General features: G+C 62.5%; 25 protein-coding genes. 13 read left to right on the top strand and 12 right to left on the bottom strand.

Features of this window, described 5'->3' with window-relative positions; translation table 11 throughout:
* Positions 1-54 precede the first annotated feature (54 nt).
* The 3 genes from NV382_RS16390 to NV382_RS16400 are packed head-to-tail and all read right to left on the bottom strand — an operon-like array spanning position 55 to position 4,354.
* Positions 55-1,344, bottom strand: a complete 1,290-nt coding sequence (locus NV382_RS16390; RefSeq protein ID WP_260597776.1) for a peptide MFS transporter — start codon at positions 1,342-1,344, stop codon at positions 55-57.
* A complete protein-coding gene (locus NV382_RS16395; protein WP_260597777.1) occupies positions 1,341-2,354 on the bottom strand; it encodes a dipeptide epimerase in 1,014 nt (337 codons plus the stop codon). Before NV382_RS16395 ends, NV382_RS16390 begins: the two co-directional genes overlap by 4 nt.
* Entirely contained in the window at positions 2,354-4,354 is a 2,001-nt protein-coding gene (locus tag NV382_RS16400) for a serine hydrolase domain-containing protein (RefSeq protein ID WP_260597778.1), read from the bottom strand. Before NV382_RS16400 ends, NV382_RS16395 begins: the two co-directional genes overlap by 1 nt.
* 71 nt (positions 4,355-4,425) lie before the next feature.
* Here NV382_RS16400 and NV382_RS16405 point away from each other — a divergent pair, with 71 nt between their 5' ends.
* Positions 4,426-5,169, top strand: coding sequence for a helix-turn-helix domain-containing protein (locus NV382_RS16405; RefSeq protein WP_418066703.1), 744 nt, complete (start codon positions 4,426-4,428; stop codon positions 5,167-5,169).
* Complete coding sequence (locus NV382_RS16410; protein ID WP_260597779.1) at positions 5,166-6,413, top strand: dipeptidase; 1,248 nt, start codon at positions 5,166-5,168, stop codon at positions 6,411-6,413. Before NV382_RS16405 ends, NV382_RS16410 begins: the two co-directional genes overlap by 4 nt.
* A gap of 180 nt (positions 6,414-6,593) precedes the next feature.
* On the opposite strand, the gene NV382_RS16415 is transcribed toward NV382_RS16410, so the two are convergent.
* Positions 6,594-7,055 carry an Lrp/AsnC family transcriptional regulator gene (locus NV382_RS16415; RefSeq protein WP_260597780.1) on the bottom strand — a complete coding sequence of 154 codons (462 nt, stop codon included), beginning with the start codon at positions 7,053-7,055 and terminating at the stop codon, positions 6,594-6,596.
* A gap of 127 nt (positions 7,056-7,182) precedes the next feature.
* On the opposite strand from NV382_RS16415, the gene NV382_RS16420 reads away from it, so the two are divergent.
* Both NV382_RS16420 and NV382_RS16425 read left to right on the top strand, forming a co-directional pair.
* On the top strand, positions 7,183-8,244 hold the full coding sequence (locus NV382_RS16420) for a Glu/Leu/Phe/Val family dehydrogenase (RefSeq protein ID WP_260597781.1): 1,062 nt from the start codon (positions 7,183-7,185) through the stop codon (positions 8,242-8,244).
* Positions 8,241-8,477: a hypothetical protein gene (locus NV382_RS16425; protein ID WP_260597782.1), complete on the top strand. Its 237-nt coding sequence runs from the start codon at positions 8,241-8,243 to the stop codon at positions 8,475-8,477. The genes NV382_RS16420 and NV382_RS16425 overlap by 4 nt, the downstream gene beginning before the upstream one ends.
* A gap of 72 nt (positions 8,478-8,549) precedes the next feature.
* Here NV382_RS16425 and NV382_RS16430 read toward each other — a convergent pair whose 3' ends face one another.
* Positions 8,550-9,131, bottom strand: coding sequence for a TetR/AcrR family transcriptional regulator (locus NV382_RS16430; protein WP_260597783.1), 582 nt, complete (start codon positions 9,129-9,131; stop codon positions 8,550-8,552).
* A 117-nt stretch (positions 9,132-9,248) separates the two neighbouring features.
* Here NV382_RS16430 and NV382_RS16435 point away from each other — a divergent pair, with 117 nt between their 5' ends.
* Positions 9,249-10,271 carry an NADP-dependent oxidoreductase gene (locus tag NV382_RS16435; RefSeq protein WP_260597784.1) on the top strand — a complete coding sequence of 341 codons (1,023 nt, stop codon included), beginning with the start codon at positions 9,249-9,251 and terminating at the stop codon, positions 10,269-10,271.
* 399 nt (positions 10,272-10,670) lie between these two features.
* A complete protein-coding gene (locus NV382_RS16440) occupies positions 10,671-10,862 on the top strand; it encodes a hypothetical protein (RefSeq protein ID WP_260597785.1) in 192 nt (63 codons plus the stop codon).
* A 527-nt stretch (positions 10,863-11,389) separates the two neighbouring features.
* Here the strand turns inward: NV382_RS16440 and NV382_RS16445 are convergent.
* The gene (locus NV382_RS16445) at positions 11,390-11,617 is read right to left on the bottom strand and encodes a DUF6894 family protein (protein WP_260597786.1); all 228 of its coding nucleotides are present in this window, start codon (positions 11,615-11,617) and stop codon (positions 11,390-11,392) included.
* A gap of 444 nt (positions 11,618-12,061) precedes the next feature.
* Between NV382_RS16445 and NV382_RS16450 the strand changes: the two genes are divergently transcribed.
* From NV382_RS16450 to NV382_RS16480, 7 genes are all read left to right on the top strand, one after another.
* Complete coding sequence (locus NV382_RS16450) at positions 12,062-12,757, top strand: Crp/Fnr family transcriptional regulator (protein WP_260597787.1); 696 nt, start codon at positions 12,062-12,064, stop codon at positions 12,755-12,757.
* 245 nt (positions 12,758-13,002) lie between these two features.
* Positions 13,003-13,254: a DUF6894 family protein gene (locus tag NV382_RS16455; protein ID WP_260597788.1), complete on the top strand. Its 252-nt coding sequence runs from the start codon at positions 13,003-13,005 to the stop codon at positions 13,252-13,254.
* A 235-nt stretch (positions 13,255-13,489) separates the two neighbouring features.
* Positions 13,490-13,732, top strand: a complete 243-nt coding sequence (locus tag NV382_RS16460; protein ID WP_260597789.1) for a DUF6894 family protein — start codon at positions 13,490-13,492, stop codon at positions 13,730-13,732.
* Positions 13,733-14,120: 388 nt separating this feature from the next.
* A complete protein-coding gene (locus NV382_RS16465; protein ID WP_260597790.1) occupies positions 14,121-14,798 on the top strand; it encodes a PEPxxWA-CTERM sorting domain-containing protein in 678 nt (225 codons plus the stop codon).
* A gap of 370 nt (positions 14,799-15,168) precedes the next feature.
* Positions 15,169-15,786, top strand: coding sequence for a PEPxxWA-CTERM sorting domain-containing protein (locus tag NV382_RS16470; RefSeq protein WP_260597791.1), 618 nt, complete (start codon positions 15,169-15,171; stop codon positions 15,784-15,786).
* Between the two features lie 172 nt (positions 15,787-15,958).
* Positions 15,959-16,159 carry a hypothetical protein gene (locus NV382_RS16475; RefSeq protein ID WP_260597792.1) on the top strand — a complete coding sequence of 67 codons (201 nt, stop codon included), beginning with the start codon at positions 15,959-15,961 and terminating at the stop codon, positions 16,157-16,159.
* A gap of 77 nt (positions 16,160-16,236) precedes the next feature.
* A complete protein-coding gene (locus NV382_RS16480) occupies positions 16,237-16,389 on the top strand; it encodes a hypothetical protein (RefSeq protein ID WP_260597793.1) in 153 nt (50 codons plus the stop codon).
* Between the two features lie 55 nt (positions 16,390-16,444).
* Here the strand turns inward: NV382_RS16480 and NV382_RS16485 are convergent, their stop codons facing one another.
* From NV382_RS16485 to NV382_RS16510, 6 genes are all read right to left on the bottom strand, one after another.
* The gene (locus NV382_RS16485) at positions 16,445-17,638 is read right to left on the bottom strand and encodes a DUF1996 domain-containing protein (protein WP_260597794.1); all 1,194 of its coding nucleotides are present in this window, start codon (positions 17,636-17,638) and stop codon (positions 16,445-16,447) included.
* Positions 17,639-17,660: 22 nt separating this feature from the next.
* Positions 17,661-19,049 (bottom strand): SGNH/GDSL hydrolase family protein, encoded by a 1,389-nt coding sequence (locus NV382_RS16490; RefSeq protein ID WP_260597795.1) that lies wholly within the window; start codon positions 19,047-19,049, stop codon positions 17,661-17,663.
* Positions 19,049-19,528 (bottom strand): hypothetical protein, encoded by a 480-nt coding sequence (locus NV382_RS16495; RefSeq protein WP_260597796.1) that lies wholly within the window; start codon positions 19,526-19,528, stop codon positions 19,049-19,051. The genes NV382_RS16490 and NV382_RS16495 overlap by 1 nt, the downstream gene beginning before the upstream one ends.
* Before the next feature lie 121 nt (positions 19,529-19,649).
* Complete coding sequence (locus tag NV382_RS16500; RefSeq protein ID WP_260597798.1) at positions 19,650-19,964, bottom strand: hypothetical protein; 315 nt, start codon at positions 19,962-19,964, stop codon at positions 19,650-19,652.
* A 121-nt stretch (positions 19,965-20,085) separates the two neighbouring features.
* Entirely contained in the window at positions 20,086-20,553 is a 468-nt protein-coding gene (locus NV382_RS16505; protein WP_260597799.1) for a hypothetical protein, read from the bottom strand.
* Complete coding sequence (locus tag NV382_RS16510) at positions 20,550-21,068, bottom strand: TIGR02594 family protein (RefSeq protein ID WP_260597800.1); 519 nt, start codon at positions 21,066-21,068, stop codon at positions 20,550-20,552. The genes NV382_RS16505 and NV382_RS16510 overlap by 4 nt, the downstream gene beginning before the upstream one ends.
* Between the last annotated feature and the right edge of the window lies 1 nt (position 21,069).

A 21,069-nucleotide genomic window follows, 5' to 3' on the forward strand; every position in this document is an offset into this window, starting at 1 on the left:
GAAGCTCTCCCCGCTTTGCCGATCTGCCAGACTATTGTCCTGATCAGAGAAGTGTCAACCTGTTTCGGATAGCTTTTCAGTAGCTGAGCTAGTGTGTTCGATGAGCAACAGCATGGCCGCGGCAAGACCAGCGATCAGTGCCAGCAGCACGAAGAAGCCACTATGTGTCGTTCGGCTCCACAGGGTCCCGACAAGGCCCGCCGCGATGCTGCCCGCGAAGCTCGCCAGGAACCAGGCCGCGACCGTGGTGGCGCCCAACCCCTTGGGTGCCAGCCGTGCGAACAGCCCGAGGCCGGTCGGCAGGATGTGCAACTCTCCCAGCGTCAGGATGACGAAGAACAGCACCAGCCACAGCCAGTGCGCGGGCCCGCCGATCGACTCCACCCCCGCCAGCATCAGATAGGCCGCGGCGACGATCGCCGCGCCCAGCGCCATGCGGCGTGCGGGGCGTTCCACCGCGCCTGCTGCCGTGCGTCGCTGCCACCAGGCAAGCAGGGGCGGCGTCATCGCCATCACCAGCAACGGGTTGAGCGACTGGAACCAGGTCATCGGAATGATCGCGCTGCCGACGTGACGGTCGACCCCGACATCCGCCCACAACGCCAGCGTGTTGCCGACCTGTTCGTAGGCGCCGCGGAAGACGGTGACCGACAGCGCGATCGCGAGCAATGTCAGCGCGGTCTTGCGCGGGAAGCGCAGTCGCGGTGCAGCGCTGCGCGCGATCGGCTGGCGCGGGAACTGTTTCGGGGACTGGCTCGGCAGATAGCGCTGGCCCCAGATGTAAAAGGCAAGGCCGCCGAGCATGCCGATCCCGGCCGCGCCGAAGCCCCAATGCCAGCCGTACAATTCGCCAAGCGTCCCACAGATCAACGGCGCCAGGAACCCGCCGATGTTCACCCCGACATAATAGACGTTGTAGGCCGATCCGGCGCGGGCGTCGCCGGGCGCATAGAGGTCACCGATCTGGCTAGGCAGGCTGGGCAGGAACAGGCCGTTGCCGAGCGCGATCGTCACCAGCGCGGGATAGAATAACGGCTCGAACGCCATCATGAAGTGCCCGGCCGCCATCACCGATCCGCCGATCAGGATTGCATTGCGCTTGCCGAGGAAACGGTCGGCGATGACGCCGCCGACGATCGGGGTGAAATAGGCGCAGGCGGTATAGGCGCCGTAGACGAGCGACGCAGATTCCTGCGGCATCATCAACTGCTTGGTCATGTAATAGACCAGCAGCGCGCGCATGCCGTAATAAGAGAATTGCTCCCACATATTGGTGAGGAACAGGACGGTCAGGCCGCGCGGGTGGCCGAACCAGGTCGGCTCGGCCGTAATGCCCGGGGTCATGCCGCGGTCGCCATGCCCGATCCCCAGACCTCCGGCCCGGCGTAAAGCGTGCCATCGGCATAGACGACGCTGGGCGTGTGATCTTGGGCGAGGAAGGTCGGCCCATCGAGATCGACGAGGTCGGCGATCTGCCCGAGCACGAAACCGGGCGCGGTGGCGAGACTCGTGCCGATCATCGTGCCGACCATCACGCCCAGCCCCAGCCGTCGTGCTTCGGCCGCCATCAGCAGCCCTTCGGTCAGGCCGCCGCATTTATCGAGCTTGATGTTGACCACATCGAACCGGCCCTTGGCATCAGCCAGGTCGGCGAGCGACAACAGGCTTTCGTCGCCCGCGATCGGGATGGCCGAACGGTAACCGTCGAGCTCCGCCTCGCGGCCGCGGGCGAGCGGTTGTTCGAGCAGTGACACGTTATGCGTGACGAGCCCGGCAACGAGCGCGTCGAGATCGGCGCGGGCAAAGCCCTGGTTGCCGTCCACGCCCAGCCAGACGTCGGGCCGCACCTGGCGGATCGCGGCGACTCGCGCCAGGTCCAGCTCCAGCTCGCCCGTCAGTTTCACCTTGAGCGACTTTGCACCGACATAGCCGCGGGCCATTGCCGCCATCGCCTCGGGCGTATCGGCGCTGACCGTGAAGGTGGTGACGATCGGCGGGGGCGGGGATGCCAAGCCGGCCAGCGCCCAGACCGGCTGACCCGCCCGCGCCGCCTCGAACTCCCACAGGGCCGCGTCGACGGCATTGCGCGCGCCGCCGGGGGGCAGGATGGCACGCAACTCCTCGCGCGTCGGCCCGGCTTCGATGGCGTCGCGAGTGCGGTCGATCTCACTGCGCATATGCGCCAGATCGTCGCCGAGATAATAAGCGCCGGCGCCTTCCCCGCGCCCGCGATGCACCCCGTCGTCGAGCGTGACGACCAGCACATCGGCGGATTCGAACACATAGCCCGAGATGCGGAACGGCTGGGCGAGGCGGAGCGACTGCGTCGTGACGCTGAGCTGCAGGCGCGACATCAGTAGTTCACCGTCATCGTGAGCAGGCTGTAGGTCGAGGCGACGTACAGCACGATCACCGTCGCCAGCAGCACGAGCACGCTCCACACCTTGCGTGTCCAGCGGCGACCGTCGCGCCAGGTCAGCCACGCGTTCCACGCCGCGATGCCGACGGCCCCGACGAACACGATCGCACCCAGGATCTGGATCGACCACAGCCACAGGTCGGCACTGGCCGTCATCGTGCTGATATCGCCGAACAGGACGGTGATCAGCGTCGCCCAGCCGGCGAGCACCGCCAGCACCAGGCCGGCCATGATGCGCGTCGCGCGGTAGGCCTTCAGCGAAGGACCCGAAGCGGCGATCGGCGCACGGTAACGGCGGCGGACGTACCAGCTGGCCGGCCAGTACAGCAATGTCAGCAACAGTACCGCTAGGCTAGCGTACAGCGCCGGCAGCAGCCACCCGGCCGATCGCGCCGCGGGCACGCGGTCATAGACCATGAAGGGCGATATCGTGTCGAAGCTCCAGCGCACCGGCTTGCCGTCCACCACCTTGGCGGCGAGGCGATCATGCCCGTTGCGGTCGCGCCACACGAACGGGGCGATCTCGTCCCATTGCTGCGCGGCACCGTTCGCGCCTCGCAGCGAAGGGACGACCAGATTGCCCTTGTCGTCGACGCTGACCTCGACCTGCCCTACCAGATTGAGGATGTTGATGAAGTTGGACACCGACCGCCGGCTGACTTCCCAATGACCGACCATCAGCCGGGCATGCTCGGCGGCGGTCTTGGCATCGACGCGTCCGTCGCGGACGGTGGATGGGAAGTAGCGGTCGGCGAAATCCTGAAACAATTGCCCACGCACGACATGTGCCGCGCCCTCGCGCCCCGCGCTGTTGAACGAGACGTAGAAGCCGACATGTTCGTTCATGAACAGGTGCAGCGAGGTATGGAATTCGTTTGTGTCGCCGAGATGCGCGATGACCTTGCGGCCGTTAATGTTGGTCTCGAAGAAACCGAGCTCCATGCGGTTGAGCGGCGGGATCAGCGACATCGGGTTGACGCGGTCGAGCGGGCTATCGTGCATCATTGCCGCCGTCTCGGGCTTCAGGATGCCGCGACCTTGTTCGAGATGCGCGATCATGAAGCGCGCCATGTCCAGCCCTGAGGAGGACAGGCCGCCCGCCGGACCCGGCCCGACGAACTCGAACCCCTTGGCCGGCAGCGAGGCACGCTCGTACCCGGTCGCCGAATCGCCGCGCAGCTGTTTGGGCAACGGCTGGCGGAAACTCGAATTGCGCATGTTCAGCGGCGCGAAGATGCGCTGTTCGACATAATCGTCGAACGGCATGCCCGAGACCCGCTGCACGATATAGGCGGCCAGCGCGGTGGCCCAGTTGGAGTAATCGGGCGTGGTGCCGGCATCGAAGATCCGCGTCGGCGTCCACGTCTTGAGATAGGCCTCCAGTGGCATGTTGATCTTGGGATCGTAGAAGATGATGTTCTTCAACACCTCCTCGAAGCCGCCGGTATGGGTCATGATCTGGCGCAGCGTAACGGGCTTGCCGTTCCGCGCCGGTATCTTGAAGTCGATATAGGTGTTCACATCGCGATCGAGATCGAGCTTGCCCGCTTCGACCTGCTGCATCACCGCGGTCCAGGTGACGAGCTTGGACGTCGAGCCCGGGCGGAACAGGGTGCGCGCCGGATCGACCGGCTGGCGCTTGGCGACATTGGCATAGCCGTAACCGCGCGCAGCAATGACCTGCCCATCCTTGACCACGGTGACGACCGCGCCGGCGATATCGCCGTTATGCAGCGCATAAGGCATGAAGCCATCAAGCCAGGCGTTCACGTCGGCGGCGGTGAGCGCACGGGTGCCCGCAGGAGCGGGCGTGGGCGGCGTCGGTGCGGTAATGGTCGTGGACGGCGTCAGCGGCAGCCGTGGCTGCGGCCCCTGCGCCACCGCCATGCTGCCGAACAACGCCATCGCTGTCGCGATCAGTTTTCCTACCCGCATCGATCTTCCCCTCTCAGCCATTGCCAGCCGTCAGATCTTCTATAAAATGGTTCAGCTGATCTGATCGGGACATGATTATCCGGATTGGAGAATTGGTCAATGCAGTTGGAAGGATAATCGTCTTGTCATCGCCGCCTACCCTAGGCGCCCTGCTACGCGGCCTGCGATCGCGTGAGGGTTGGACCCTGAAGGAGATGAGCGCCAAGAGCGGCATCCCGGTCTCGACCTTGTCCAAGATCGAGCATGATCGGCTCACGCTGACCTATGACAAATTGCAGACGCTCGCGGTGCGGCTGGGCCTGCGCCTGGCCGATCTTTTCGCGGAAACCAAGGATGAGGCGGTCCAGCCGATCACCGCGCGGCGGAGCCTGGGTGATGTCGCGCGATCGGTCCGGGTCGAGACGCCCAATTACGATTATTATTATCTCTGCACGGAGTTGCGTCGCAAGCGCATGATTCCGGTCGTCACCAAGATCCGCGCACGCTCGGCCGAGCAGTTCGGCGAACTGGTGCGGCATAGCGGCGAGGAATTCATCTATGTGCTGAGCGGCAAGGTGGTGGTGCAGACCGAATTCTACGATCCCGTCACATTGGGGCCGGGCGAGGTGCTCTATATCGATTCCAACATGGGCCACGCCTATCTCGCCGCGGAGGATTGCGAGGAAGCCGAAGTGCTCGCCGTGATGTCGAGTGCGGAAGAAGAATTGATGGAATCCCTGCTGACGATCCATGAGGAGCAACGCCAAGTGGCCAAAGCCGTGAATGAGAATGCCCCACCCGTGCTCCCCCGCCGCCGCGCGGTGCGTGGTCAATGAGGCGGCTCCTGGTCCTGCTGGCGACATCGGCGCTGGTCGTTGCCCCGGCCGCGTCGGCAAAGAGCGATGACTATGCCGCCCGCGTGGCGCGCGTGCTGCGTGCCACGCCGCTGATCGACGGGCATAACGACTGGCCCGAGGCACTGCGCGAACGAGAGGGCGAGGCGCGCTGGACGACGAACCTCAACGACCTGTCCGGCCGCCCGGAGCGCTACAACACCGATATCGCGCGGTTGCGCAAAGGCATGGTCGGCGGGCAATTCTGGTCGGTCTGGGTGTCGGCGGATCTGCCGGGCAAGGAGCAGGTCGAACAGACGCTGGAACAGATCGATCTCGTGAAATCGATCGTCGCGCGCTATCCGCAGGTCTTCGCGCTGGCGCGGACCGCGGACGATGTCGTCCGGGCGCATGCCTCGGGCCGGATCGCATCGATGATCGGGGTCGAGGGTGGCGGGCAGATCGATGGCAATCTCTCGGTCCTGCGCTCCTATGCCGCGCTCGGCGCCGGTTATCTGACGCTCACCCATTCCCGCACGATCGAATGGGCGGATTCCGCCACCGACGATCCCAAGCATAAGGGCATGACCGATTTCGGCCGCAAGGTGGTGCTGGAACTCAACCGGCTCGGCGTATTGGTCGATCTCAGCCATGTCAGCGAAACGACGATGCGCGACGCGCTGGCGGTGACCAAGGCCCCGGTGATCTTTTCGCATTCCAGTGCACGGGCGCTCGACGATCATCCGCGCAACGTCTCCGATGCCGTGCTGAAACTGGTGCGGGACAATGGCGGCGTGGTGATGGTCAATTACGCGCCACCCTACGTCTCGGACGCGTATCGTCACTGGTCGGCGGATTCGGCGGCGGAGAAGACGCGGCTCAATGCGCCGCCGTTCGGCGGGCTGGATATCGGGCAGCCCGACAAGGCGGCGGCCGATTATGCTGCCTGGCTCAAGGCAAATCCGGCGCCGCGCGTGACGCTGGCGCAAGTGGCCGATCATATCGAGCATATCGCCAAGGTGGCGGGGGTCGATCATGTCGGTCTCGGTTCCGACTTCGACGGGGTAGGGGACACGCTGCCCGATGGCCTGCAGGATGTCGCGACCTATCCCGACCTGCTCGCCGAACTGATGCGGCGCGGCTGGAGCGACGGCGATGTCGCGAAACTGGCCGGCGGCAACGTGCTGCGCGTGATGCGCGCGGCGGAACAGGTGAAGGCACGGATGGCCGCGGTCGGCACGAAGTAGGAGGGGAAGATATCTAGGTCGTGCCGCTCGTCTGCAGCACCGAGGCGTCACCCCGGATTTGTTCCGGGGTCCACCCAGCGGCTTGCGACGACGATAGTGCTTTGAAGGCCGAGCGTGCGGCACGGTGGACCTCGGAACACGTCCGGGGTGACGTTTATAGCGAGACGGCGATCCGCCAGATCAGATCGGCAGCTCGTGGGTCGATTTGATCTCTGACAGCGCAACCGTCGAAGTGATTTCCTGAATACCGGCGAGCTTGCTCAATTTGTCGAAGAAGAAGCGTTCATACGCATCGATGTCGCGCGCCACGATGCGCAGCATGAAATCGGTCTGGCCCATCAGCACATAGGCATCCAGCACCTCGGGAAAGGCGCGGATCGCGTTGCTGAACTCGTCGAGATTGGCGCGGCCATGCGCGTTGAGGCGGACTTGCGCAAAGATATGGGCATTGAGCCCGACCTTGCGGCGATCGACCATCGCCACCCGACCGCGAATGATCCCGTCGCGTTCCAGCCGATCGACACGGCGCCAGCACGGCGACGGCGATAGCCCGACTTTGGCCGCGAGCTCGGCCATGGTTTGATTCCCGTCGCGCTGCAATTCGCGAAGGATCTTCTGCTCGAAAGGATCAAGATCGGTCATTCTAACCTACTTCTTGCCAAGAATGGGTCAAATGTGACCCGGAAATAGCACGGATCGGGGGAAAGAGGCGAGATTTCTCCCGGCACCCAACCGATAACGCAGGCACATTCAATGTGGAGCAGCGACCATGGTCTTAAGCACGATATCGGCACCACCGCCCGAGCAGGTGCTTGTCTTCGACGAGGCCAGAGACGGCTTTGACGGCGTCATCGTCCTGCATTCCACTGCTCTCGGGCCGGCCGCCGGCGGGTGTCGCTTGTGGCATTATGGCGACCGGACGGCGATGACCGCCGATGCCTGTCGCCTGGCGCAAGGCATGACCTACAAGAATGCGCTGGCCGGGCTGCCGATGGGCGGCGGCAAGGCCGTGCTGCAACGACCGTCGGATCCGGCGCTGCGCCAGGCGGGGTTCAGCGCGTTCGGGCGCGCCGTGCGCGCGCTCGACGGCGCGTACGTCACCGCGGAAGATGTCGGCACCAGCGTGGCGGACATGAACGTCGTCGCCCGCGAAACGCACTATGTCGCCGGCCTGCCGCCACGGGCGGGCAGGGTCGGCGGCGATCCGTCGCCCGCTACCGCACGCGGCGTCTTCCTGGCCATGCAGCTCGCGGTCCGTCGCCGGCTGGAGCGTGAGCTTGGCGATTGCACCGTGGCGATCCAGGGTGTCGGCCATGTCGGTGCCGCGCTTGCCGCCATGCTCCACGCCGCCGGCGCGAAGCTGATCATTGCCGACCTGGACTCGTCGGCGGCGGCGCGTGTCGCGGTGGCGCTGGGTGCGGAGATCGCGTCGGCGGACGCGATCCTGCGGTGCAAGGCCGACGTGCTGGCGCCCTGCGCGTTGGGCGGGGTGCTGAATGCACACACGATCGGCAGGCTGTCGGCGAAGGTCGTGTGTGGCGCAGCCAACAATCAACTGGCCGATCCGGCCGCGGCGGGGATGCTCGCGGACCGCGGCATCCTCTATGCGCCGGATTTCGCGGTGAATGCCGGCGGCATCATCAATGTCGCGGCGGAATATTTCGGCTGGTCTCCTGCCGCTGCGGCGGAACGCGTCGAGCAGACGCCGATGCGGCTCAACCGCGTGTTCGCTCTGGCCGAGCAGCAAGGCCTGTCGACCCACGACGCGGCGGAAGCGCTGGCGCAGCAATTGATCGTCGCCGGCAGCGCGGAAAGTCGATCGGCCGCGTGACCCACCGCTTCCTGGTTAGGGGACAGGCCTCGCCCGATCTTCCGCTGCGGCTGCTCAACATGTTTGCCCAGCAGGATCTTTGCTTCGACCGGGTGACGATCGATCGCCGGGCCGAAGGCTATGACGTGCAGGTCGATCAGGAAGGATTGTCGGCGGACAAAGCGAGCATCATCCTGGAAAAGATGCGCATGATGGTGTTGGTGGAAAGCGCGGTGATGCACGCCATCGCTTGAGCGACACCCGAGCGTCGTCCGATCATCTGGTCGGACACGCCCGAGCGCCGCCGCTATGCCGCTATGCGTGGATCAGGCCGGCCAGGTGCTCAGCGCCTGCTGCGCCACCGCGGCCAGCCGTTCTTTGGCAATGCCTGCCTTGGCCTGAACTGCCATGCCATGGGCAACGGTCAAGACATACGCCGCCAGCGTCGCGCAATCGGCCTCCGCCGGCAGATCGCCTTCCTCCTTCGCTCGTTCGAAACGTTCGCGCAGCACGGTCTCGCTCTCCGCGCGCCACGCGATCAGCGCCTGGCGGCTGGGTTCCGAATCGTCCGATCCGGCAAGCGCGCCGTTGATGCCGAAACATCCGAGACGATCCGAAAAGCGGGTGTTGAGGTCGACCGCCCCGGTCAGGACGGCCTCGGCCACCTCTTTCGCGGTGTCGAGGTTCAACGCTTCCCAGACATAATTGCCGTAGTGCGTGCCGTACCGCTCGAGCGCCTGCAGGAAGAGCCCCTCCTTGTTGCCGAAGGCGGAATAGAGTGCCGGCCGCTCGACCCCCGTCGCGGCGACAAGATCGGCGTAGGACGTGCCTTCATAGCCCTTGCGCCAGAAAACGCCGAGCGCCGCTTCCAGCGCTTCCTCCACGGAGAAGGTTCTAGGCCGTCCCATCGCTGCATCCAGTATATTTCATAACGTTCGTTCGTAAACCCGTTGACAGCCAGCGTCCAGCTACATAACGGGCGTTACGTAACGAACGTTACACGAAATAAATTACGAGGAACCAAGATGCCAGAGATGCTCAATCGCCAATTCATCCTCGCTGCCCGCCCGCAGGGCCCGGCCAGACTGAGTGACTTCAAGCAGGTCGAAACGCCGGTTCCCGCACCCACCGATGGCCAGGTGCTTGTCCGGAACACGCATTTCTCGATCGATCCCTACCAGCGCAATCTGATGGGCAATGGATCGTCCGAATGGCCGGCGATCGACATTGGCGATCCGATGGGTGGCCCGACGATCGGCGTGGTCGAGGATAGCCGGAATGCGGACTTCGCCGTTGGCGACAATGTCCAGACATGGTCAGGCTGGCAGGACTTCGCGACCTCAGACGGCACTGACCTGCGCAAGCTCGACGCGGATGAAGCACCGCTGTCGACGGCGCTCGGGCCGCTCGGTCTTCCGGGCTTCACCGCCTGGTACGGCATGACCAAGGTTCATGCCTTCAAACCCGGCGGAACGCTGGTGGTGACTGGGGCTGCAGGGGGCGTCGGCTCAATTGCCGCGCAACTGGGCAAGTTGCGCGGGCTCCGGGTCGTCGGTGTCGCCGGTGGGGCTGCCAAGACCGCGTATCTTCGGGATCATCTCGGGCTGGCCGAAGCGATCGATTACAAGGCGGCCGATTTCAAGGAACAGGTCGAACGCGCGCTGCCGGACGGTATCGATGCCTTCTTCGAGAATGTCGGCGGACCGATTTTCCCGGTGCTGATGGAATATTTCAACAAGGACGCCAAGATGGTCGTCTGCGGTACGATCGCGGATTACAGCAAGACCGAGCTGCCCGACGGACCAAACTATCTACCCAGGTTGATCACCCTGATCCACTACAGGTTCGTCGACATCAAGGCATTTGCGACCCCCTACGTCATCGACACCTTTCCCGAGTTCCTGTCCGAGCTGACGCCGTTGGTGGCGAGCGGCAAGATCAGGTACCGCGAGGAATTCGTGGACGGTTTCGCCAGGCTCCCGGAAACGTTGCTGACCCTGTTTGACGGCAGTCACAGTGGCAAGAAGCTGATCGTCAGAGCCGACTAATCCGCTCCGCCGCGTCGACGACCAACCCGGTTGGTCGCCGGCGCGGGAGCCGAGGTCTAACTTCGGGCTCGCTGCCGAGATCCCGGTTGACGACTTTGCCCGTGCGCGGAGGTTTTAGTCCTCACCGACGATACACTTACTTGAAGACTTGGCGGAGCGGGTGGCCCCTAAACCAAGGTGCTACACCCCTGATAAATAAACACCTTTAGGCAAGAATCCGAGATCATACCACGGATTATACCACGGGTTCTAAATCCACTTAGTTTTGACGACATGGATGTTCTGACATGCTCTATCCCGCCTGAAGGTCGGCGCGTCCGGCGCGGCGGGGTAGGGCAGGGCGCCCTTGTTAACTAGAAGCGCATATAGGCCACAGCCTAATGAAGCAGGATTGTGCCGGTGATCGACGAAGACAGCGACCTGTGGGCCGACGGTGTCGCCTATATGGAAGCCTACGGCGATCAATGGCCCGACCAGGCAATCGCCCACGCGAAGCGGCTAGTCGCTGAACGTCGTCAAGAGGCACTTCCTCGCTGGCTGGGCGTCGTCGAAGTCATGAAAGCGCTCCATCACCGCGGGACTGAGCACTAGTGCTTCCGCCACTATGGATGAGTCGATGCAGCCGCTTGCTGCTCCTTAGCCTGGACGATGAACGTGCTTTCACATCCCGCTACGTTCCCACCGTCCGGCTTGTCGCAATCGAGACCGCATACGAAGGTTGTGCCTGGCGCTGCAATTAGACGCTTTGCACCTGCGGCTCGGCATGCATGCTCAGTGGCGAAGCGCCCCGTGATCGGCGTATCGGTTGGTGCCGTGTTCTCCTTGAACTCGTAACCATGCCACCCCTTACCGCTCTCAGACGAGCATCCAGAAAGAACGAGGGCAGCTACCACTGTGATCATAATGCGCATACGCCGCCCTCGCACGACAGGGGCTGCGCGGAAACCCCGCATGCCCACGCAGTCGGACCGAAGCTGATCGTCCTACCCCGTGGGCCGCAGCGCTGTTTGGCGGAGTGGCAGCACGGCGAACGTGTCCTGACGTCTAATGCGGAGCGGGTGACCGCACAGGGTTAGCCGATACATCCCGGCGACTTTCGTCGAACGCAGCGTGCCTGATCAGGCCCTCGCCACGATCTCCCGCACGCCCAACCGGATCTTCAGCACATCACAGAAATGCACGGCAGATAGGAAGCGACCGGCCGCATCGTGGATCTCAATGCTCTCGCCAAGCTGAAGATCGCCGTCTTGTACGGCTTCACTCATTATGTCCCGTGCCGAAACGATGGCGTTGGCCTCTGCCGCGGCTAGGCTGGCAAACTCGTAACCATCCTCGTCGCCGATCAAGTCGGTAGTCGTTCTAAGATTCAAATAGAATAGGGACACGAACATACTCCGCTACCTGCGGGCGGGAGCACTTTGTCTCTCAGTCGCCGGCGCCCTAACCCTGCCTGACGATGATTTTGTTATAACGCGTAATTTCATGCCGTTGTTAACATCAGACATGTTCGGGCCACATTTCAAAGGCTTGCGAGAGGAGAATTATCTGCGCCGCTTCAGTGGTCGGCATCCACTTTCCGGTGCATGCCGCAGGCTGATCCTTCTAATTTTGAAAAGCGGGCAGCGTGCCGGCGCTTCCAAGTTATGGCTTAACCCTGATCTATGTTATTACGTCGGTTCCATGCGGTGGCACTCGCTGGCGTTGATGGCTCAAAAATTCTTTGAGGTCCCGATTGCGAGCCGAGAGGAATGGTTTTGACTCGTTTATCTACCGGGAGCCTACAGCCACTCGTGGACCGACTCACCAACCGCTCGGTCCTTACGGAGGAAGAGCGGCACGCGATTCTTGCCATGCCCGCCGAAGAGTACAGTATACCGTCGAAGCGTGACTATCTGCGCTGCAACCAAAGTACGACGTACGCCTGCCTTGTGGTGTCAGGAATGCTAGGGCGCTTTGGCCAGACCTCCGATGGGGTGCGCCAGATCACGGCCTTCCACATCCCGGGCGACATGGCCGACCTGCTTTCTGCCGTTCGGCCGGCCGGCATAGGCGGCCTGACTACTCTCTGTGATACGGTGCTTCTGCGTGTTCCACATTCTGCGATACGCGCTGTCGTCGCCCGCTACCCGGCGGTTGCTGAGGCACTTTGGCGGGATTGTATGTTCGATGCGGCAATTATGATGGAATGGGTCGTAAACGTCGGTCGTCGCAACGCAGCAAGCCGGGTGGCTCATATCTTTTGCGAGATGGCCCTCCGATCCGGCAGCAATCGGGAACCCTCAACGGAATACGCCTTTCCAGTTACACAGGAACAGCTTGGTGATGCCTGTTCACTGACCGGAGTACATGTAAATCGTACCTTGAAGGCACTTCGCGAAGTCGTCGCATTGAAGGATGGAGTCGTGCATATCCATGATTGGGCTAGGCTCACAAGCGTCGGTGACTTTGACGCTGCCTATCTCACTGTAGAGAGCGCTCCTAAGTAGCAGCAAGTCGCTGCCCGAAGTAAGCGGGCGCGGTCGCTGCACGGGCAGAACTGGGAGGCCGCCGAGCCGGATACGACTATATGCGGTGGTGGCGGTCAGGCCTGGAACACCGCTTCCCCACTCCTCATCGTACTCGTTCTTCGGCTCCTGCCACAACGCAACCTGGATGCCAGTGGAAAACACCGCCGAAAGCGTTTAGACTTTGCACTCAGCCTGGCGTTAGCAGCCTCGTTGCGGAGCGCCATATGCCGATTTACCACATCAACGTCAGGACTGAGTCGCACATTGCTACCGCGGTGGAGGTCGAGCGGGACGATTTGACCTCACTTCGCATCGAAATGGCGCACTTTGTAGGCGAACTGCTGAGAGACCACGCTGAGTTGATTTGGACTGACGAAGACTGGCGCGTTGACGTTAGCGATGATGCCGGCCTCATTCTCTACGTGATGAACATCACCGCCAGCGACACGGCCGCCACGATGAACCTCAAGCACTAGCGGTATTTTTAAAGCCATAGATCACCACACGGCCAACGGATCGGGGAACAGGATGCCAGGCACGAGCGACCCGGAAGCCGTGCGCGCCCACCTGCGCAAGCAGCAGGCAGACGGCGACGTGTTCCAGGCGGTCGATGATGCCGAGGCGGATTGGCAGAGCCTAACAGGTTGATTTAGGCGATTATGTAGTCTGCAAACATGCGGACCTTAAAGCGGCGTGACGGGTTGAGCGCTCATGGCCAGATACTTCTTCCACATGCAAACCGACGTCCGCCAAACTGACAACGAAGGGATTGAGATTGCGGAGCCTTCCGAGGCACGGCGTCAGGCAATACAGACTTGCGGCGAGATGATGAAGGAGGCGCCCGAAGTCTTTTGGGGTAGCCGTCCGTGGAACGTCACCGTCACCGACGCAACGGGCCGCATCCTATGGGAGATTTTCATGGACGGTGTGTCGACGCCCGAGGTGTCTAACTAGCCGCTGCCCGGGTTTCCTACGCTCGCAGCAGGGCGAAGCTGCGCCCAGTTCGACACGATCAACTCTCCCGCGCGCGCGTCCCAGACCCGCCGCTTGCCGTGGCGATCGTATAGGTCGTCTCGACATCGATTGTGTGGAAACGCCCGAACACCTCGCGCGCGCCGGGTGTGGCGTTGATCAGCCTCTGATATGGCCGCAAATAAGAAACAACAGAAACGCCCTAAAGCGGGACACTTGAGCCCATTTTTTACCGTTGTACTGGCGAATCGTTCTAAAAAGAGACGGTGTCACAACTCAGCTTGTTGACCGCTAATCGGGTCCTGCTTACCGGAAAGATTAACAGCAGGTTAATCGCCGGGTTGGCTCACGATAGTAACAGGATATTTCGATGAAGAAGATGTTTGCAACGGCAGTGGTCGGCGCTCTGATGCTTAGTGCAGCCCCAGCCTATGCGGGTACGTTTCTGGTCGAGGTGGGCACAAATTTAGGCAGCCCGAATGGCACAGGCAGCGGTGTGGATCAGCCCAAGTTCCGCGTGACCAACACCACTGCTGGATCTGACACGACGCCGTATCTCACCAGCCTTGCACTTACGCTCGATGGTGGCTCGATCTACAACATCACGAACATCGACAACTTTGGTGGTGGCTCCATCAACGGCGGCACCGATAATTCACCAGGTGTCGGAACGCCTTCGGAGACGCTGCTTCCTTCCAAGGCGGCGACGCTGACCTACGGGGCGACTAACTTCGATCCAGGCGCCTACTCTGCATTCCGCGTGAACTTCGGCACCACTGCCAACCCAAGTGCCAGCGTCGATTTCCGCAACGTTCTGTTCAATGGCGCCAATACGCTGACGGGCACGTTCAGCGATGGATCGATCGGTCGCGTTAACTTCAGCGGCAGCACCACCGCTGACCCGGCCTCCTTCTCCTTCAACTCCGTCGCTGCTACCGGCGCTGTCCCTGAGCCAGCCACGTGGGCAATGATGATCCTCGGCATGGGCGCAGTCGGCTTTGCGATGCGTCGTCGTAGTGCGGTCAAGACGACCGTTAGCTACGCATAAGCTTCGCTTCGTCACGCGAACGGAAAGCCGCTGGCCGAAAGGCTGGCGGCTTTTTCGCGCTCGAACAAAGCGGGATCTTAAGACCAGGCCGGCGCGGCGAGATGCGCCTCAGGAAACACATGTACGCCAACTGGATCAGCGGCTCGTAGCAATATTTTCTGTTGAGCGAATGCCCCGATTTGGCACAAGCTAGTTCAGGATTTGTGTCAGTTTCTTATGGCCTGCAGATGGTTCGGACCACCTGAAGGATCTGAGCGCCTCCAATGCTTTTTTGTCACAGAATTGTATTATTAATAAACCATTTACGAAGCAATTTTCATCGATTATCGGGCTAGCGACCGCGCAGAGGTGCGACGGGGGGAGACATGAGATGAAGCGTATCCTTGCAGCGGCTTTAGCGGCCGCCGTATTGCCAACGTCTGCGCAAGCAGCAATTGTAATTAATATCAATCAGGTCGGAACGTCGATCGTGGCGACTGGATCGGGCTCATTCGATACCACTGGCCTGAAGACCTACTCGACAAATGCTCAAGGTGGCTCTTTTATTAACGCCGCCTCTGGTATTGTAAGTGTGGGAGACTCCGCGCCAATTAGTATCTTTACGGGGCTCAGTGGTCCGGTTCTAGGTTACTTGCAGGGTCCAAAGTTTGCGGCGTTGACTGCTGGAGATACTTTTGGTCTCAGCCAATATTTGGGAGCTGTCTATCTTCCGACGAACTACCAGTCGAATGCATTGCTGAACGGCAGTTCGACATACTTCAACTCAACGCTAGCCTCGCTAGGCCTGACGGCGGGGCAGTACGTTTATCGTTCGAGCGCTGACACAGTGACATTGAACATCGGCGCTGTCGCTGCAGCCGTACCTGAGCCTGCAACCTGGGCAATGATGCTGCTCGGCTTCGGTGTTATTGGCTTTGCCATGCGTCGCCGTGTGAAGGCCTCCGAGGTGAACTTCACCAACAAGGTGCGCGCGATCGCCGGCGCGTAAGCGCTTTCTAAAGCACAAATGAGAGCCGCTGGTCGAAAGGCTGGCGGCTTTTTGCTGTCCGCCACGAACCCGTCAGGGCTCTGGGGCGGAGCGGGGTTTGGCTGCTCCGAAATCAAGAGGAGACGTAAAAGCCAGTCGCGCCTAAGGTGCTATTTTGTTGAGGGAAAAATCGATGGCCGATGTGAAAGACGTTTCGCGAGCAGTACAAGCCGCTCTCGAAGAGATCGGCGTTAATGGTAAGCTGAACGTCCAAATGGATGGCGACGAAGCGACGGCCTCTGTCGGGCACCCCACCGGCGATGATGTTGATGTAAGCGTCACAGTTTCCGAACTTGACGACGATCAGCCAGACAGCAATTCGATAGCCGAGTGAGGCCCGCTCCGCCAAGCCGGGCGCCCACCGAGGTGCGCGCGACCCTGAAAGAGCTCGTGGAAACGCGAGGCGACAGCTTGGCCGCGCTCTCCCGCATGGTCAGAATGGGCGATGGCTATCTGCAGCAGTTCATCGCCTATGGCATCCCGAACCGTCTTCCCCCCGACGTTCGCCGGCTGCTGGCCGTCTACTTCGACGTTACAGAGCATGAGCTAGGGGCAGGGTTCTAGCAGCCCAGCGGTGACGGGCATTGTTACTCGAAAGCACGAACGCCAGTAACGCGCCTCACCGCACCGGCGCACTCACCAGCCGAGGCGAGGCCTTAACCGGCAGCGCGCCACGCTTCAGCATCTTGCCATCGCCGAGCACGCCGTCGGAACAGTCGCGCATCTTACCGATGCACTCGCGCTCCCAGATCGCACGCGTGGGCGGGTCCCAAGCCTCCATGTAGTCGGCGTGGAAGGTCGATCCGCCCGCCATGTCCATGTCGTTCATACGATCCGAGGAGAACCACAGGTCACCATCGCCTTTCTCTATCGTGTAGACGATCCCCTGCGTCAGTTCAGGCAGGACATAGGGGTCGGTCTGGGCGCACTTCTCATAGCCCCAGTCGCCGTAGCTCGTATGCCCCACGTGTGATCGATGGTCGGCGCTGTCGAGTTGGCCGTTCCAGCAGGAGCCGAAGTTGATCGCAGCCATGACCTGACCGGAGCCGCCGCAATCGGCGACCGCCTCGGCAATGGTGCCACGGTGATCCGACGACTTGCCTGGCGATATGCACCGGAAGTGGAAGGTCGCGTTTTCCGGCTGAGCCTGCCCCATTCGCTTCATGTCATAACCTGAGACGACGCGCAGGCCAGTCGGCAGGCCAACGCAGCCCTTGGCTGCCATGCGGAGGCACTCCGGGTCGCTATCCGGGCGGCGCTTGTAATAGATCGACATGTAGTCTGGCACGACCGCCTTGCCGGCGCCGTTGAACAGCGCCGGGATCCAATAGGCCGAACGGTTGAGGATGTTGGAGCAGGTGCTGTCACCACCAGCGCGCAGGGTGGCGTAGGTCGACGCCCAATTGCCGCCTGTGTTGCCGTACCACTGGTGCGCGTGCGGCGAACCGCCCTTCACGCCAGGGTAGAGGATTGGATCGTCATAGTTCAGCTGCCCCGGCGAACAGATGAAGCGGAACGCACCAACCACGTCCGGAGCCATGCTCTTCGGAATGCCGTACCCCGGCACGATCAGCGGCTTGGTGTCGAAGGTGCTGGCGATCGGCGTGACCGTCATGGGCTGCGTGGTCGGAAGCGACGGCGCGGCGGCGGGTTGCAGGCTGGCGATCTGCGTCCATAGTTCGGCGATCGTCTTGGCAGGCGCTTTGCCCGCGGCCTTGGCGATCGGCTGCCGCAGGTTGGTGAGGGTCAAAGACTGCGACACGGCAGGGCCGGCGAGTAGCATCAGCGCGGCGGCGAGTAAGGCTCGTTTCATCGTGCTTCTCCTGTCTTTGGTCTTATGCTGCCATCATCTTGTTCGAGATCCGCGAGATATCGATCGTGCCGGTCGGCGGGCGATTGTTGAAGATCATGACCAGCTTGGGCTCCGGGTTGCCCTGGTTGACGGGGAACGTCTCCGGCACCGTCGAATACATGAACAGCGTCTCGGTCGTATTGTCGGGCCATGCGTCCGCAAGATCAGAGTTGCCCGTGCCGAAATACGGCGTGTTGGAGGCGCTCCCATTCGGCTGCAGGAACATCTCCGACAAGCCGCTGACGTTCGTCATTTCGAGCATGAGCTCATAATCGTAAGCGCGCGTCAGGACGCCATTGTTCAGGTTGGTGATGCTGTTGCGAACGAACTTCAGCTCAACCACCCCACCGCTGGTGCCGCCAAACGTCAGCCGTTGCCGGTTGAAGCCATCAGTTCCGGTTATGATAGTGGGCGTGCAGGTCACAGTGCCGGTTTTTAGCCCAAGGCTGCCGTTCTGCTGATTGCCCGCAATATTGGTATTCCACGAGCTTTCGTTAAGCAGGCCGCCCGTGCCAGGCATGATGTTGCCGGCGTCGCCGGTGATGTCAGAACCGGGCGAGTCCACCTGATCGAACGCCCCGCTGTTGAAGCCCCGGCGAGGCACGCGGCGGCGAGCGACGGCCCGCAGGTAGGGCTCAAATTCCTTGGCGATCATCCGGCGCGCATACCCCGACGCGTGAGTGCCGTCAGTCGTGTAGCCGAGATACGTGTTCGTCGTGCCTTTGTACCTGAAATTGCCCGCGGCTGCGGTCGGGTCCGCCATGACGCGGGTTAGGTCGCAGAACGTGATGCCCGGCGTGGCCGCAGCGAACACTCGCAAGCGCGTGTTGCAATTGTCCGTGTCGCTTGGGGTGCCGTTCGGGAACAGGCCGCAGATCACCACCAGCCGGGTACCTGCGTCGCGACAACGAGTGGCCGCGGCGATGATGTTGTTGGCTGCCGTTTCAGCCTTCGGAAACGTATTAACCTGATCGTTGTAGCCGGCCGCGATGAAGGCGAGATCGTAGATCTGTCCCGCTGCTGCTGCCGCCTCGAATTTCGGCACCTGCACGTTGATCAGATGGGTCGTGTTGGTGCCGCCGATTCCGAAGATGTCACCGCGGGTCGGATCGAATGCGGCTTGATCCTGTTGCGTGCGATAGTCGAAATAAACGTCAGCCGGAAAATACCGCCACAGCGAGTACATGATAGCGCTGACGATGCCCTGCCTTGTGGAGTGGCTTTCGCCCAGCGTGGCGATGCGTGCCTTGCGTCCGCCCAGGAGGCTATCGACCTTGGCGAATAGCTCCCGCGTCATGGCGTTGAGCTTGTCGCCGCCAGCCTTCAGCGTGTCGCCGGCGCCAGAGGTCGTATCGATGAGTGCGCGAGCCATTATGCTGCCTTTCCGAAGGTAAGCGAGGGGTCGCCCCATTGGGCGGATGTCGAGCCGAAGGTTGCGGGTGTAGGCGCAGGCGTAGCAGCCGCCACAGTCACCGCCGCAGACGTAGCAGGCGTGCTGCCGCCAGCGTCCGTAGCCGTCACACGGTAGCTATGGTCGCCAGCCTGCGTCGGGACGTAGGTCGCCCCCGTTGCCCCGCTGATCGCCGAGCCCGCCAGCAGCCATTGCCGCGTGGAGACGGTGCCGTTGGTGATTGTGCCATCGTTGCCGGTGAGGGTTTCGCCTACTTGTGGCGTGCCGTCGCTGGTGATCGAGGGCTGCGTGGTGAAGGTGGGGGCTGGGGTTGGGGTGGGTGTTGGTGTCGGTGTTGCGGTGCCGCCTTCCAGCGCAGCGATGCGCGTCAGCAAGCTGTTTATGGTGTCTCGGATGTCCTTGAAGGACGCTCCGTTCTGGATCGTGGTAAGCACGGTCATGGGCGTTCGCTCCAGTTGTCGATGTCACGCCAGGTGTCGGTGTCGAGCCATCGGCGTAGGATTCGTGAGGGCCGCGCGCCGCGGAGGGAGAGGCCGAGGATCGACAGGCCAAGGCCGAGCATCAGGCGTCCTTGACGGCGATCTTTTCGCCGTCAGCGCTGATCCCGAAATCTCGCGTCTGACCCGCTAGGACGAGGTGGCCTTCGTTCGCGCCAGCAACAGGCGCCGCACCGAACGCGACATAGACGTCGCCGTCCCTCGCGGTGACGGTCCAGAACAGGCCATAGTCGGGGGTGGATGCGACGGTTGATGCCGTCGAGGCGTCCGAGCTGGTGAGCGTCTGAGCCGCCTCCGGCACCGAGGTGATCACCGGCATCGTCCCGCCAGTGTCGGCGCGATCGTCGATCTTCGATAGCGTGACGTGGACTGTGGCCATTGATGCTCTCCGAGCGCGAGGGAATTAGGGCTTCGTGTTCGTCGGCCAGGCGTCGATCGCCAGCCGCCGTTTGTCGTCGCAGGCCTTCAGATCCGCCCGACCGTCGCGGATCGTGCCCTCGCTATCGGCGCTGTCGGCCGACCCGTCCGCCTGACGCCTGGTCGGCGTCGGGAGGCACGGCTCCATTGCCGCCGCGGGTGGCCGCGGGATGGTCGGTAAAGAGCTCACGGTCGAATGCGTCGATCCCAGACACGCGGTCAGGGGCAAGGCACAGCACGCGGCCAGCAGGTGTTTCAGCATAAGTCCTCACGGTGTCGGTTGATCGCAGGATGATCGGCTCGCGGGTGGCGAGGCGTTCGGCGTAAGAGGTGGCGGCATTGGCCAGCTGGCCCTTGAACCCGGCCTCGGCCTTGGCCACGTCGCGCTCGCCGATCGCCTTGTCCGTCGCGCGTTCGGCCCGTTCGAGTTTCAGGTCTGAGCGCGCATCGGCCAGCGTGCCGCGCGTGACGATCAGCCCCACGGTCAGCAGCGCGATAGGCGCCGACCACCAGAACCGCTTGAGCAGCGCGAGCGCCGCCGCCCAGGTCACGCTTCGTTGCTCGACACGGGCACGCCACCCGCGGTGAGCTTCACCGGCTTGCCGATCACCGGCACGCCTCTGGGCCAGCGCCGCGCGATGCACCGCGACTTCTCCAGCCGCATGATGCTGACCTTATCGCCCTGGTTGCCGCCGAGCACATGATAGTACGAGCGATCTTCGCCGACGTAGAAGGCGACGTGCCCGCCGCCCTCGCGATCGAACACCAGGATGGCGCCCGGGGCCAGCACCAGCGGGCTGAGGTTACTGCCCCAAGTCGCCCATTCCTTGGCGCGCACCGCCACCTTCATGCCCGAAAGATCGATCCCAGCCGCACGCAGGCAATTGGCCACGAACAGGCCGCACCACGGCACGCTGTCGGCATTATAGACCATGCCGAGCACCTTGGTGCCGAGCAGCTTTGCCCAGCCGAGGATCGTGGGACTATTTGCCGCGCCCGCTGCCTCGCGGGTGCCAAGAAGCGACCGGGCATGGCCAAGCCACGCCGGCTCTGATGCCGTCGTCATG

The organism is Sphingomonas endolithica (genome assembly GCF_025231525.1).
GTDB lineage: Bacteria > Pseudomonadota > Alphaproteobacteria > Sphingomonadales > Sphingomonadaceae > Sphingomonas > Sphingomonas endolithica.

What these genes read in the sequence shown, in the direction of transcription:
- NV382_RS16390 (WP_260597776.1), bottom strand. Translation starts at nt 1,344, where the DNA reads ATGACCCCGGGCATTACGGCCGAGCCGACCTGGTTCGGCCACCCGCGC.
- NV382_RS16395 (WP_260597777.1), bottom strand. Translation starts at nt 2,354, where the DNA reads ATGTCGCGCCTGCAGCTCAGCGTCACGACGCAGTCGCTCCGCCTCGCC.
- NV382_RS16400 (WP_260597778.1), bottom strand. Translation starts at nt 4,354, where the DNA reads ATGCGGGTAGGAAAACTGATCGCGACAGCGATGGCGTTGTTCGGCAGC.
- NV382_RS16405 (WP_418066703.1), top strand. Translation starts at nt 4,426, where the DNA reads ATGATTATCCGGATTGGAGAATTGGTCAATGCAGTTGGAAGGATAATC.
- NV382_RS16410 (WP_260597779.1), top strand. Translation starts at nt 5,166, where the DNA reads ATGAGGCGGCTCCTGGTCCTGCTGGCGACATCGGCGCTGGTCGTTGCC.
- NV382_RS16415 (WP_260597780.1), bottom strand. Translation starts at nt 7,055, where the DNA reads ATGACCGATCTTGATCCTTTCGAGCAGAAGATCCTTCGCGAATTGCAG.
- NV382_RS16420 (WP_260597781.1), top strand. Translation starts at nt 7,183, where the DNA reads ATGGTCTTAAGCACGATATCGGCACCACCGCCCGAGCAGGTGCTTGTC.
- NV382_RS16430 (WP_260597783.1), bottom strand. Translation starts at nt 9,131, where the DNA reads ATGGGACGGCCTAGAACCTTCTCCGTGGAGGAAGCGCTGGAAGCGGCG.
- NV382_RS16435 (WP_260597784.1), top strand. Translation starts at nt 9,249, where the DNA reads ATGCCAGAGATGCTCAATCGCCAATTCATCCTCGCTGCCCGCCCGCAG.
- NV382_RS16455 (WP_260597788.1), top strand. Translation starts at nt 13,003, where the DNA reads ATGCCGATTTACCACATCAACGTCAGGACTGAGTCGCACATTGCTACC.
- NV382_RS16460 (WP_260597789.1), top strand. Translation starts at nt 13,490, where the DNA reads ATGGCCAGATACTTCTTCCACATGCAAACCGACGTCCGCCAAACTGAC.
- NV382_RS16465 (WP_260597790.1), top strand. Translation starts at nt 14,121, where the DNA reads ATGAAGAAGATGTTTGCAACGGCAGTGGTCGGCGCTCTGATGCTTAGT.
- NV382_RS16470 (WP_260597791.1), top strand. Translation starts at nt 15,169, where the DNA reads ATGAAGCGTATCCTTGCAGCGGCTTTAGCGGCCGCCGTATTGCCAACG.
- NV382_RS16475 (WP_260597792.1), top strand. Translation starts at nt 15,959, where the DNA reads ATGGCCGATGTGAAAGACGTTTCGCGAGCAGTACAAGCCGCTCTCGAA.
- NV382_RS16485 (WP_260597794.1), bottom strand. Translation starts at nt 17,638, where the DNA reads ATGAAACGAGCCTTACTCGCCGCCGCGCTGATGCTACTCGCCGGCCCT.
- NV382_RS16490 (WP_260597795.1), bottom strand. Translation starts at nt 19,049, where the DNA reads ATGGCTCGCGCACTCATCGATACGACCTCTGGCGCCGGCGACACGCTG.
- NV382_RS16495 (WP_260597796.1), bottom strand. Translation starts at nt 19,528, where the DNA reads ATGACCGTGCTTACCACGATCCAGAACGGAGCGTCCTTCAAGGACATC.
- NV382_RS16500 (WP_260597798.1), bottom strand. Translation starts at nt 19,964, where the DNA reads ATGGCCACAGTCCACGTCACGCTATCGAAGATCGACGATCGCGCCGAC.
- NV382_RS16510 (WP_260597800.1), bottom strand. Translation starts at nt 21,068, where the DNA reads ATGACGACGGCATCAGAGCCGGCGTGGCTTGGCCATGCCCGGTCGCTT.